This is a genomic window from Agrobacterium vacciniicorymbosi, assembly GCF_040427045.1.
GTDB lineage: Bacteria > Pseudomonadota > Alphaproteobacteria > Rhizobiales > Rhizobiaceae > Agrobacterium.
In genome coordinates this window covers 1-12069 of record NZ_JBETMF010000014.1, presented here as the reverse complement: position 1 = coordinate 12069, position 12069 = coordinate 1, and the positions used below count along the sequence as shown (strand labels likewise).

Below are 12069 nucleotides of genomic sequence, written 5' to 3'. Positions count from 1 at the left end.
TGTCACAAGATGCGCAAACAGGCTTGAAACACACGCCCGGCTGCGACAATAGTGCAGCACGCGCGCAGGGCGGTCTGCCATGTGTGCATCTTTCAATTCGTGACGGGAAACAGATCATGAAGCCCATTTTCGTTCAGCTTCAATGCACGCCCGGCAAGACCTATGACGTTGCCGATGCAATCTACAAGACGGAACTGGTTTCCGAGCTTTATTCGACCAGTGGGGAGTTTGATCTTCTGCTGAAGATCTATGTTTCGCCGGAGCAGGATATCGGCAAGTTCATCAACGAGAACATCATCAGCATTCCCGGCATCGTGCGGTCCTTGACGACGCTGACATTCACCGCGTTCTGACAGCGGTTTTTAGATATACGAAAGGCGTTGTTCCTGATGGAAGCAACGCCTTTTTTCTTGCTTTTCAATCTTCGCCAGACCCCTTGGTCTGATTGCCATAACGCCGTTATTCATCCAGCGTCGGATCAAACCAGAGCCGCGACGTTGCGGTCACGCACGAGGTTACGGATCGCCAGACGCACATCGTCGGCGCTGTCGAAGCGCTGTTCATCGAGATCGTGAACGTGGAACTTGACGGCGATGAACTTCAGACGGTTTTCGTCCGGTACGACGATTCCAACAGGTTCGCCTGCGAATTCAATAACTTGCTTTTGCATCATACATACTCCCGCTGTGGCTTCTGACACAGCATTTCGTCGAATCGAATTTAAAAGAAGGGTGGACCGTTAGGTCACATTCGACAGCAGCGGGAACACATGGCTGTGTATCCGGCACTCACAAACCGCAGACCTAGGATCGCGGCAATGCGTTTCGATTTAGACATGACACTCTCCCTGCGTTGGTGTTGACCCGGAATACCGGAGAATCGCTCTCCAGTTGAATCACTGATACTCCGGATTTGCGGCGTAATCAATGATTATCAATATAGGTAGAATATTTTTCTTTATGATGACAGGATGGGGGCGGAATTGTGAAATTTTTGTTTCCCTGGGTCGGTTGCGTCAAATGCCCTGAAAAACCGCAATTTCCCGCGTCGGCTTAATCCGCAGATGGCGGGTAGAGGTGATCCCTGCCGTTGAAATCGGAAACCGAGTAGCAACCCTCGGGCTGTTTCGTCGCCGCATTCTGACCGATGACGGCTTTTCCATGTCCGCCCGGTATATCCAGCACATAGGTCGGCTGGCAAAGCCCCGAGACATGCCCGCGCAAAGCGGCAACGATTCGCTGCCCCTCTTCTATGTCCAGCCGGAAGTGGCTGGTGCCGGGGGCAAGGTCAGGGTGGTGCAGATAATAGGGCTTGATGCGCGTTTCCACGAATGCCCGCATGAGGTCGCCCAGAATGTGCGGATCGTCGTTGATGCCTTTGAGAAGCACTGACTGGCTGACCATAGCGATCCCGGCATCGATCATCCGCGCGCAGGCCGCCCGCGCCTCATCCGTCAATTCGCGCGGATGGTTAGCGTGGAGTGCGACATAGGTGGCCTTGCCGCTGGCTTTCAAAGCGTCCACCAGTTCCGTGTCGATCCGTTCGGGATCAACGACCGGTACGCGGGTGTGGAACCGCACGATTTTGACATGCGGTATGGCCTTGAGGCCTTCCATGATTGCCGACAGGCGACGAGGGGACAGCACAAGCGGATCGCCACCGGTGAGAATGACCTCCCAGATTTCCTCATGCGCCTGGATATAAGCGAGCGCTGCCAACAGTTCCTCATTGCTCATCGTGCCATTGCCCTGCGGCCCGACCATTTCTCGGCGGAAACAGAAGCGGCAATAGACCGGGCAGATATGCACGGCTTTCAGCAGAACCCGATCCGGGTAGCGATGGACGATGCCATGCACGGGGCTGTGTGCCTCGTCGCTGATCGGATCTTCACGCTCTTCCGGCGTTTGGATCAGTTCAGCGTCGCTCGGAATAAACTGCAATGCGATGGGGTCTTGCGCATCGTCTGTGTCGATCAGCTTTGCGACGGTTGGCGTGACCGCAACGGCGTAACGCTCGGCCACCGGGCGCAGGCGCTCGAGAGCGTCTGCGTCGATCAGCCCTGCCTCAAGCAGGTCTTCTGCCGATTTCAGGCTGCGGGCGCTCATGAGCCGTAACCCGTGACAGGTGCCCACATGACGAGATCGATGCGCGGTGCGCCGGTTGCCAGCATCACCAGTCGATCAAAACCAAGGGCAATACCGCTGGCGGCGGGCATGATATCGAGTGCCGCCAGAAAGTCCTCGTCTATCGGATAGGTTTCGCCATAGACGCGTTGCTTCTCGCGCATTTCCGCTTCGAAACGGCGGCGTTGTTCGGCGGCATCCGTCAGTTCACCGAAGGCATTGGCCAGTTCCACGCCGCAGGCATAAAGCTCGAAGCGTTCGGCAACACGGCTGTCTCTGGGGGAGCGGCGGGCAAGTGCCGCTTCGCTGGTGGGATATTCATCGAGGATCGTTGCCCGACCGAAGCCAAGCTTCGGCTCGATGCGTTCCACGATGACGCGGCTGAACATATCCGCCCAGCTATCGTCATCCGCCACGCGGATACCGGCTGCTTTCAGTTTTGAGGCCAGATGCTCGCGATCGGTTTCGCCGCTCTGGTCGATGGTCGCCAGAAGATCGATATTGCCGTAGCGCTGGAATGCCTCGGCAACGCTCAGCCTCTCCGGCTCGAGAAAGGGATCAACGCTGTGGCCGCGATAAGTGAAGTTTTTTGTCTTCGTCGTTTCGGCTGCCAGAGCCAGCAATTCGGCGCTGTCCTGCATCAGCGTCTCGTAGGGCTCGCCGACGCGGTACCATTCCAGCATCGTGAATTCCGGGTGGTGCAAGGGGCCGCGCTCGCGGTTGCGATAGACATGCGCAAAGCAGTTGATGCGCTTTTCACCCGCCGCTAGCAGTTTCTTGCAGGCGAATTCCGGCGAGGTGTGCAGGTAAAGCGGGGCCTGTTCGCCGCTGGTGGTGATGCCCGTTGTCACAAAGGCGTGGAGATGGGCTTCGTTGCCGGGAGAAATCTGCAGGGTTGCTGTATCGACCTCTAAAAAATCGCGCGCTGCAAAAAAGCCGCGCATCGCCGCCTGTATGGCGTTTCGGCCCAGCAGAAACGGGCGACGATCCAGATGGACATCGGGCGTCCACCATGCGGACGTTGTGTCGAGGGTCGAGCCCATTTGCTGCGTTTCCTACGGTCAACTGGTTGGCGCGACGAACGAAAACATGTGGTTCGGGTCGCTGCCGCTTCTGTCTTTTATCGAATTATCCGAAAACCGCCGCACAGTTTTCGGTTCCATGCTGTTGAAGGCTGGCATTTCCCGCAAATTTAGGATAGTTGCGCCCCAGAAAACTTACATAACGTCCATCGGGTCGGTGCAGCCGCGCGGTCCTTTACGACGCATTTCATTGAGTTACAAGGAAATCCTATGGTCAAGGTTATCGCCTCATCCGTCCGCAAGGGCAATGTTATCGACGTGGATAGCAAGCTTTACGTCGTTCTCAGCGCCAACAACTTCCACCCCGGCAAGGGCACGCCTGTTACGCAGGTTGATATGCGCCGTATCTCGGATGGCGTGAAGGTATCGGAGCGCTGGCGCACGACCGAGCAGGTCGAGCGTGCCTTCGTTGAAGACCTGAACTTCCAGTTCCTCTACGAGGACGGCGAAGGCTTCCACTTCATGAACCCTGAAAACTATGACCAGGTTGTCGTGGATTCCGAAACCATGGGCGACCAGAAGGCCTATCTTCAGGAAGGCATGACCTGCGTTCTGTCCATCCACGAAGGCCTGCCGCTTGCTGTCGTTCTGCCGCGCCATGTCACGCTGGAAATCGTTGAAACCGAACCGGTCGTTAAGGGCCAGACGGCGTCTTCTTCCTACAAGCCTGCGATCCTGTCCAACGGCATCCGCACCATGGTCCCGCCGCATGTCGACGCTGGCATCCGCGTTGTTATCGCTACCGAAGACAATTCTTACGTCGAGCGCGCGAAGAACTGATTTCGCGACCATCGTTCTATTGAAAAAGCCTCGGAGCGATCCGGGGCTTTTTGCTGTCTGAGCGACATGGAAAAAACGCACGACATAAAAAATCCCGCAACGTCGTTGCGGGATTGATTGGATCGAGACGCTGATGGCGGCTCTTACATGCCCTTTGGCGTGTTGGCTGCCATGACGGCGTTCGACGATGTCGTCGGGCCGCCCACGGCGTAACCGCCACCCAGTGCGATGCTCAGAGAGACGTAATCCTGCGCGGTTTGCTGAACGGCCGTTGCGAGGTTGGCTTGGGCTGTCGAGACCTGACGCTGCGCATCGAGAACGTCGAGCAGGGAAGACGCACCATCGCGGTAGCTTGCAGTCGCGAGCGAGAGAGCTTCCTGATAGGACTTCACGGTTCTGCGCAGCGCATCTTCCGTCTGCTTATCGCGGGTTACAGCAGCAAGCGCGTTTTCAACTTCCTCGATACCGTTGAGGACGGTCGATTTCCAAGCCAGATACTGTTCACGTGCAGAGGACTTGGCGATATCGACATTGGCGCGAAGGCTGCCACCATCGAAGATCGGCAGAACAAGGCTTGGGCCGAAAGACCAGGAGTTCGACGTTCCGCGTGAACCGTTGTTGGACAGGTTCACATAGCTTGGCGAAATCGAGCCGCTGATCGTGATGCTTGGATAGAGGCGCGATTCCGCAACGCCGATTTCGGCAACAGCGGCTGCGAGATTGCGCTCTGCCACACGAATGTCAGGACGGTTGCGAATGAGATCGGCTGGAATACCTGTGAGCGGCGTCTTGCGGGCGACAGGCTGATGTGAGCCGCGCTGCAACTCGACCACCAGCGACGATGCTGGCATGCCAAGCAGTGTGGCAACGCGATGCGCTGCCTTGCGGAAGCTGGTTTCCAGACCCGGCATGTCGGCAAGCGTCGAGTTGACCAGACCTTCGGACTGAACCACGTCAAGGCGGGATGCCGCACCGGCTTCCAGCTGAAGCTTGGTCAGATCCAGCGTTTCGCGGCGAGACTTGAGGTTCTCACGGGCAATGGCCAGACGTTCCTGATAATAACGGACGTCGATATACGCCGAAACGACCGACGAGATCAGCGTCAGGCGCTGAACGTCTGCCGTGGAATAGGCGGCGTCGAGCGAAGCGGCGGCGCTTTCCTTGGAGCGGCGATACTGACCGAACAGGTCGAGCAGCCAGGACGCATCGAGGCCACCGCTAGAGGTGTTCTGAACGCTGCGGTTGGTGCTTGGGAAGCTGCCCTTGGTCTGGGACGTCGTGTGGCTGGCAGAGCCGGTGAGGCTCGGAAGAGCGCCAGCACCTGCGACGGTGATCTGCGACTCGGCCTGGTTGATACGCTCGAGTGCCTGGAGAACCGTCAGGTTCTGCGCAAGGCCGGTCGATACATATCCGTTCAGGCGGCTGTCATTAAACGCGTTCCACCACGCAACGGTCGCAACGTCGCCGTTGCTGGCCTTTCCGCCTTCGGCAAATTTGTTCGGAAGCTGAATTTCCGGTGCCTTGTGGTCCGGGCCAACAACGCAACCCGAAAGCAGAAGCATGGTGAGAGGAATGGTAGCGCGAATAGACAGCATGAAGTTATCCCAATTTATTTTGGCGCACTCGGCACCCTCAGTCAAAACGAGCCTAGCTGCGTGCTGAAGAAAATGCGGTTCATAATCGCAACATTTCTATCAGCGTCTTTCTGCTTTGCTAGCATATTTTTGGTTTGTTAACGTTTAGATAGGCGTCGAATAATGACGAAAAACGATGGAATGAAGAAAATTCCGAGGAGTGTTGCAGAAAGCATACCACCCAGAACGCCTATACCGATCGCATTTTGCGCCGCAGAACCCGCTCCGCTGGCGATCGCCAGAGGCACGACGCCTAGAATGAAGGCGAGAGATGTCATGATAATCGGCCGCAATCTCAGCTTCGCAGCTTCGAGCGTCGCATCCAGAAGTGACAATCCGTGCTCCTGTCGCTCCTTGGCGAATTCCACGATCAGGATCGCGTTCTTCGCCGCAAGACCGATGGTCGTCAGCAGACCCACCTTGAAATAGACGTCGTTGGACTGGCCGAGGAAATGCGCAGCCAGCAAAGCGCCAAGCACGCCCACCGGCACGGCCATGATGACGGAAAACGGGATGGACCAGCTTTCATACAGCGCTGCAAGGCACAGGAAGACGATCAGAACCGACAACGCATAGAGCATCGGTGCCTGCGAGCCGGACAATCTTTCCTGATAGGAAATGCCCTGCCACGCGACCGTATAGCCGCCGGGCAGACTTGCCGTCAGCCGTTCCATTTCATTCATCGCATCACCAGATGCGACACCGGGGCCGGCGGCACCTTCCATGGAAATGGCGCTTGTCCCGTTATAGCGTGCAAGCGTCGGCGGACCGTTGATCCACGACACTTCGCTGAAGGACGAGAATGGTACCATTTCACCGTTGGTGTTTCTGGCGTACCAGTATTTCAGGTCTTCAGGCTGCATGCGATACGGTGCGTCACCCTGAACATAGACCGGGCGCAATTCACCATTCAGCGTGAAGTCGTTGACGTCACGGCCTGCGAAGATGGTCGACAGCATCAGATTGACCGATGCGAGATCGACGCCCATGGCACCCATCTTCTCCTGATCGAGATTGATCTTCATCTGCGATTCGTCATCGCGGCTGTTGCTGCGAAGCGAGCTGAGATTGGGGTTAGTGCCAGCCAGCCGGATCAGTTCCTTGGAGGCCGCGGTCAGCGCATCGGTACCGTTCTTGCCGCTATCGACGAGATACATCGAAAAACCGCTGGAGGTGCCAAGACCCTGAATGGCCGGTGGCAGAAGGGCAAAGACCTGCGCGTCGCGGAGGCCGAAGAAGGCACCTTGCGCGCGCTGGACGATGGCTGCCGCATGGCTGGCAGCGTCGGTGCGTACGGAGAAGTCCTTCAGCTTGGTAAATACCATGGCGTTGTTCTGGCCGGAGCCGGTGAAGCTGAAGCCGAGAACACCGAAGACCGATTCGACATTGTTGCCTTCTTTTTCCCGGTAATAAGCCTCGACCTGCTTCACTACGGCATTGGTCCGCTCGATGGTCGAACCCGTCGGTGTCTGGACAATGGTCAGCAACACGCCCTGGTCTTCCTGCGGCAGGAAGGATGTCGGAAGGCGCGTGAAGAACCATGCGCAGCCACCGATGACGACCAGAAACAGAATGGTCACGCGGAGCGGGCGGTTCAGTAGATATCCGACGCTGGAAACATAGCCGTTTGTCGTGCGGTTGAAATTGCGGTTGAACCACGCCGCCGGACCGCTCTGCTTTTTCTCGTGATTGATCGGCTTCAGCATGGTGGCGCAGAGCGCTGGTGTCAGAACGATGGCGACGACAGCGGAAAGCAACATGGCTGAAACGATGGTGACCGAGAACTGACGATAGATAATGCCGGTCGAACCGCCGAAAAACGCCATGGGAATGAAGACGGCGGTCAAAACGAGGGCTATGCCCACGATCGCGCCAGTGATTTCACCCATCGACTTTTCGGTCGCTTCCAGCGGCGACAATCCTTCTTCGGACATGATGCGTTCGACGTTTTCAACGACGACGATGGCGTCATCCACCAGAAGACCGATGGCCAGAACCATGGCGAACATGGTCAGCGTATTGATGGAATATCCGGTCAAAGCCAGAATTCCGAATGTACCCAACAGAACCACAGGCACCGCAATCATCGGAATGAATGTGGCTCTAAGGTTCTGGAGGAAGACCAGAAGCACGACGAAAACGAGAATGATCGCTTCGATCAGCGTATGAACCACCTTCTCGATGGACAGCGTCACGAATGGCGTCGTGTCATAGGGATATTCAATGCTCACGCCTTCCGGCAAAGAGCCTTCAGCCGCTGTCAGCACGCCCTTGACGCGGGCGGCTGTATCCAGCGCGTTTGCGCCGGTCGCGAGATTCACGGCGAAACCAGCCGATGGTCGGCTGTTGGAGCGCGAGTCGCCGCCATAGCTTTCCTGGCCGATCTCGATGCGGGCAACGTCGCTCAGGCGAACCGCTGCGCCGTCCTTCTCCACCTTCAGAATTACGGATTCGAAATCCGCAACCGTCGTCAACTGGCTTTGTGCAGTGATGGTAACACTAAGCTGCTGACCGACCACGGCGGGCAGGGCACCGAGCGAACCGACCGAAACCTGTGTGTTCTGGCTTTCGATGGCGCCTGTCACGTCCGATGTCGTCAACTGGTATTTGTTGAGCTTGAACGGGTCTAGCCAGATGCGCATGGCATATTCGGAACCGAATACGTTGATGGAGCCGACACCTTCCAGGCGCTTGACCTGATCTTCCAGCGTGCTGGAAAAGACGTTGCCGAGATCGGCGGAACTGCGTTTTCCATCGGTGGAAATCAGCGCGCCGACCATCAGAATACTGGATGTCGAACGGCTGACATCGACGCCCTGCTGCTGAACCACATCCGGCAGCTGCGATTGAACCAGCTGCAATTTGTTCTGCACCTGAACCTGGGCAATATCCGGCATGATGCTGTTGCCGAAGGTCAGCGTCACGGACGCACTGCCCGTGGAGGATGTCGAGGTCATGTAGGTCAGGTCATCGAGACCGGTCATCCCGTCCTCGATAACCGTTGTCACCGACTTCTCGACCGTCTCGGCGCTGGCACCATTATATGTGGCGCTGATGCGCACGGTGGTCGGTGCGATATCGGGATATTGCGAAATCGACAGGGTCGAGATGGCCAACGCGCCGCCAAGCATGATGACGATTGCAATGACCCACGCAAAAACGGGGCGCCTTATGAAGAAGTGGGCCATATGAACTGCGCCTTACATATTGCAAAATTTTGAGCGGAAAAACACGAGCTTACTTCGCTGCCGGCTGTGCCGGTTCGGCGGGCTTTTGAGCCTTTACCAGACCGCGTTCATCAATCGTTGCTTCAACAGGTGCGACGGTCGCGCCTTCGGTAATCCACTGGAAACCGTCGATGATCAGTTTGTCGCCATCCTTGACATTCTCCGTTACCAGCCAGGAATTGCGGGATTCCTTGCTGCTTGGGAAGATGCGCGTCTCGACCTTGTTTTCGGCGGTCACGAATTTCGCGGTCAACTCACCGCTGGCATTTCGCGATGCCGCACGCTGCGGCAGCAGGAAGCCTTTTTCACTGCCGATGGTCAAAGTCGCGCGGACATACATGCCAGGCAGGATGACGTCGTTGGGATTCTGGAACAGCGCGCGGATGGAATAGGTACCCGTCGTTTCGCTGACGGCCATGTCGGCCATATCGACGACACCGTTCTGCGCATATTCCGTGCCGTCTTCCAGCGTCAGGTGAATGCCGGCGGTGGCGTCACGCTTGCCGAGCTGCCCCGAAGCAATCGCGCTTCTGAGACGCTGAAGATTGGTGCTGGATTCCATCAGGTCGATGTAAATCGGATCGATGCGGCGCAGCGTGGTCAGCGCCGAGGTCTGGTTGGCCGTGACGACGTTACCGATGCTGAAATTGGTCGAGGAGGTAATGCCGTCGAAAGGCGCACGGATTTTGGTGAGATCGAGATTGATCGTTGCCGTTTCCAGTGTCGCCTTTGCCTGTGCGACATCGGCCTGCGCCTGTGCGAGCGTCGTCTTGGCGTTTTCATATTCGATCTGCGTCGCGCCGCTGTTCACCAGCCGCTCGTAACGGGAAAGATTGGCCTGCGCGCCGGGAATACTTGCCTCTGCCTTGGCAAGGCTTGCCTGCGCCTGGGCGACTTCCGCCAAATAGGTGTCGTCATCGACCTGATAGAGAACGTCGCCCTGCTTGACTTCGCTGCCTTCCTTGAACGGAATTTCGCGGATGATGCCGGTGACGCGCGGGCGGATATCCGCAGTCTGGAACGCGCTGGCGCGTCCGGGCAGAACGGTGGTCAGCGGATGCTCGCTCGTCTTCATGGTGATGACGCTGACAGGGGATGGCGGTCGCTGACCGCCCTGCGCGCCTGCCTGCTTGTTTTCGCCGCTGTCACTGCAGCCTGCAATGACGCCCGCCATGAGCAATGTGGTGACTAGAGGTGTAAGACGTCTTTTCATTGTTTTTCTCATGTTCAACGGGCAAATTTTAGTAGCGTCGCAGTGCAAGGCAAAAATCAGGGCATGAATGGTATCGTGTTTTTCGCTCAACTGACTGGCTGGATAGCCGCAAGGCTCAAGAAGAATAGGACAAGTGACGTATAGTCGCTATCGTCACTTATCAATCCCGTTTCGCAGTGCAGCATCGACCAGTCGGGTGAGTTCATCGCAGCGTGTTGCTAAAATGTCGATGTCTTCATGGGCAATCAGCGCAGGGTGCAATATGCCTGTCAAAGCATAGAGCGCCGTAAGAGCCGACTTTTCCACATCCGTCTCGGCATAAATGCCCGCTTTAATTCCATCACTGATAATATTGGCCAAGAGGCCGGTGATGACATTCTCATAATGGCGACCGCACGCAAGCTCTCTTTTGGCGGTCATCAAAATCATTTCGAAAATATAAGGATTATCGTTCAGGTCGCGGCGATGGTTTTCCATCAGGCTACGTGCAAGGTGGCGCAGTCGTTCAAACGGCGGGTGGCTTGCATCCAGCGGATCGAGCTTCTGCTCCAGCAGCCGGATCTGCTGGAGAAAAATCGCATCCACCAAGGCATTCTTGGAGTGAAAATGCTTGAAGACATTGGCGGGTGACATGCTGAGCGCTGCGGCAATATCCGCAATCGAAACGGCACCAAAGCCGCGCGCACGAAAAAGCTGCTCGGTCATGGCGAGAATATCGCGACGCGTCTCTTCGGCAGAACGGCGAGGGCGGGTTTTACGCCCAGTCGCTTCGTCTGTTCGTGACGGTGATGTCTGACCGCTTGCTTTCGCCAATATTACGCTCCCTGAAAAAAGGGCTCCAGATTCTTCCGCACCCGTTCAAGCGGCGAGGCTTCGCTATCATCCGGCTGGAAGGTCTGCCCGGTAATGCGCTCGAATGCTTCTATATAGACTTTGGACGTCTGAAGCACGAGGTCATCAGGAATCTCGGGAATATCGTCCTTATAAGGGTCGCAGCGCTCCGCCACCCAGGCCCGGACGAAATCCTTGTCGAAGCTCTGCGGGCGCGTGCCGTTCTGGAAGGCCTGTTCATAGCTATCGGCTATCCAGTAGCGGCTGCTGTCAGGCGTGTGGATTTCGTCGGCCAGGATGATGGTGCCGTTTTCGTCGGTGCCGAACTCATATTTGGTATCGACCAGAATAAGGCCTCTCTCGGCAGAGATTTCCTGTCCGCGCTTGAAGAGGGCAAGAGCATAGGCAGACAGCGTCTGCCACTGTTCTTCGCTCAGCAGTCCCTTTTCCACGATCTCTGCAGGGGTCAATGGTTCGTCATGACCGCCATCGAATTCCTTGCTGGTGGGGGTAATGATCGGCTCGGGCAGGACCTGGTTGTCCTTCAGGCCATCCGGGAAGGTCACGCCATACATGTTGCGCTCACCCTTCTTATAGAGAGTGAGAATGGACGTACCCGTCGTTCCGGCCAGATATCCACGCACCACGATCTCGACCGGCAGAATATCCAGACGTTTTCCAATGACGACATTCGGGTCGGGATAAGAGACGACATGGTTCGGGCAAATGTCTCTGGTCTTTTCGAACCAGTAATGTGCCGTCTGGGTCAGAACCTGGCCCTTATAGGGAATGCAGGTCAATATGCGGTCAAAGGCGCTGAGGCGGTCCGTGGAGATGATCACACGGTTGCCATCGGGCAGATCATAATTCTCCCGCACCTTGCCGCGATAATATTTTGGAAGTTCGGGAATGACGGCTTCTGTAAGAATGCGCACGGGATATCCAATCCTATAGTATAGCAATGACCGGCATGGATGGCCGGGGGGACTGCTTACCCTATCGCATGTTTCAGAATGCAGGACCAGTATGGGCGTTTTTGGGCGCTTAAAGACCCGCCCACAGGCTGAATATCAAAATTACCCAACGAAACCAATGCGCTATGAAATATGTCTATTTTTTTACAGGTGTGCTGTTGACTTGTTTCGGGTGTGTCCTCTATAAGTCCGCTCACTGACGAGG

11 protein-coding genes are annotated in these 12069 nt (G+C 56.5%); 2 read left to right on the top strand and 9 right to left on the bottom strand.

What is annotated here, in order from left to right:
* Nucleotides 1-116 precede the first annotated feature (116 nt).
* Nucleotides 117-353 carry an Lrp/AsnC ligand binding domain-containing protein gene (locus tag ABUK73_RS19580; protein ID WP_113086166.1) on the top strand — a complete coding sequence of 79 codons (237 nt, stop codon included), beginning with the start codon at nt 117-119 and terminating at the stop codon, nt 351-353.
* A gap of 125 nt (nt 354-478) precedes the next feature.
* Here the strand turns inward: ABUK73_RS19580 and ABUK73_RS19575 are convergent, their stop codons facing one another.
* From ABUK73_RS19575 to epmA, 3 genes are all read right to left on the bottom strand, one after another.
* Nucleotides 479-670, bottom strand: a complete 192-nt coding sequence (locus ABUK73_RS19575; RefSeq protein ID WP_113086193.1) for a hypothetical protein — start codon at nt 668-670, stop codon at nt 479-481.
* Nucleotides 671-1052: 382 nt separating this feature from the next.
* Entirely contained in the window at nt 1053-2105 is a 1053-nt protein-coding gene (locus ABUK73_RS19570; RefSeq protein WP_353578766.1) for a lysine-2,3-aminomutase-like protein, read from the bottom strand.
* Nucleotides 2102-3166, bottom strand: coding sequence for an EF-P lysine aminoacylase EpmA (epmA, locus tag ABUK73_RS19565; RefSeq protein WP_353578765.1), 1065 nt, complete (start codon nt 3164-3166; stop codon nt 2102-2104). The genes ABUK73_RS19570 and epmA overlap by 4 nt, the downstream gene beginning before the upstream one ends.
* Before the next feature lie 249 nt (nt 3167-3415).
* On the opposite strand from epmA, the gene efp reads away from it, so the two are divergent.
* Nucleotides 3416-3985, top strand: a complete 570-nt coding sequence (efp, locus tag ABUK73_RS19560) for an elongation factor P (protein ID WP_113086169.1) — start codon at nt 3416-3418, stop codon at nt 3983-3985.
* 143 nt (nt 3986-4128) lie between these two features.
* Here the strand turns inward: efp and ABUK73_RS19555 are convergent, their stop codons facing one another.
* The 6 genes from ABUK73_RS19555 to ABUK73_RS19530 all read right to left on the bottom strand — a co-directional run.
* Nucleotides 4129-5580, bottom strand: coding sequence for an efflux transporter outer membrane subunit (locus ABUK73_RS19555; protein ID WP_113086170.1), 1452 nt, complete (start codon nt 5578-5580; stop codon nt 4129-4131).
* Nucleotides 5581-5717: 137 nt separating this feature from the next.
* Nucleotides 5718-8807, bottom strand: a complete 3090-nt coding sequence (locus tag ABUK73_RS19550; protein ID WP_353578764.1) for an efflux RND transporter permease subunit — start codon at nt 8805-8807, stop codon at nt 5718-5720.
* Nucleotides 8808-8856: 49 nt separating this feature from the next.
* Complete coding sequence (locus ABUK73_RS19545; protein ID WP_353578763.1) at nt 8857-10059, bottom strand: efflux RND transporter periplasmic adaptor subunit; 1203 nt, start codon at nt 10057-10059, stop codon at nt 8857-8859.
* Nucleotides 10060-10212: 153 nt separating this feature from the next.
* Nucleotides 10213-10764, bottom strand: a complete 552-nt coding sequence (locus ABUK73_RS19540; RefSeq protein ID WP_353578862.1) for a TetR/AcrR family transcriptional regulator — start codon at nt 10762-10764, stop codon at nt 10213-10215.
* A gap of 110 nt (nt 10765-10874) precedes the next feature.
* The gene (locus ABUK73_RS19535) at nt 10875-11825 is read right to left on the bottom strand and encodes a phosphoribosylaminoimidazolesuccinocarboxamide synthase (protein WP_353578762.1); all 951 of its coding nucleotides are present in this window, start codon (nt 11823-11825) and stop codon (nt 10875-10877) included.
* Between the two features lie 56 nt (nt 11826-11881).
* Nucleotides 11882-12069: hypothetical protein (locus tag ABUK73_RS19530; RefSeq protein WP_353578761.1), on the bottom strand; the 188-nt coding region annotated here is incomplete at its 5' end.

Bases quoted from the DNA above. Each gene is read 5' to 3' on its own strand.
- ABUK73_RS19580 (WP_113086166.1), top strand. From the start codon at position 117: ATGAAGCCCATTTTCGTTCAGCTTCAATGCACGCCCGGCAAGACCTAT.
- ABUK73_RS19575 (WP_113086193.1), bottom strand. From the start codon at position 670: ATGCAAAAGCAAGTTATTGAATTCGCAGGCGAACCTGTTGGAATCGTC.
- ABUK73_RS19570 (WP_353578766.1), bottom strand. From the start codon at position 2,105: ATGAGCGCCCGCAGCCTGAAATCGGCAGAAGACCTGCTTGAGGCAGGG.
- epmA (WP_353578765.1), bottom strand. From the start codon at position 3,166: ATGGGCTCGACCCTCGACACAACGTCCGCATGGTGGACGCCCGATGTC.
- efp (WP_113086169.1), top strand. From the start codon at position 3,416: ATGGTCAAGGTTATCGCCTCATCCGTCCGCAAGGGCAATGTTATCGAC.
- ABUK73_RS19555 (WP_113086170.1), bottom strand. From the start codon at position 5,580: ATGCTGTCTATTCGCGCTACCATTCCTCTCACCATGCTTCTGCTTTCG.
- ABUK73_RS19550 (WP_353578764.1), bottom strand. From the start codon at position 8,807: ATGGCCCACTTCTTCATAAGGCGCCCCGTTTTTGCGTGGGTCATTGCA.
- ABUK73_RS19545 (WP_353578763.1), bottom strand. From the start codon at position 10,059: ATGAAAAGACGTCTTACACCTCTAGTCACCACATTGCTCATGGCGGGC.
- ABUK73_RS19540 (WP_353578862.1), bottom strand. From the start codon at position 10,764: ATGACCGAGCAGCTTTTTCGTGCGCGCGGCTTTGGTGCCGTTTCGATT.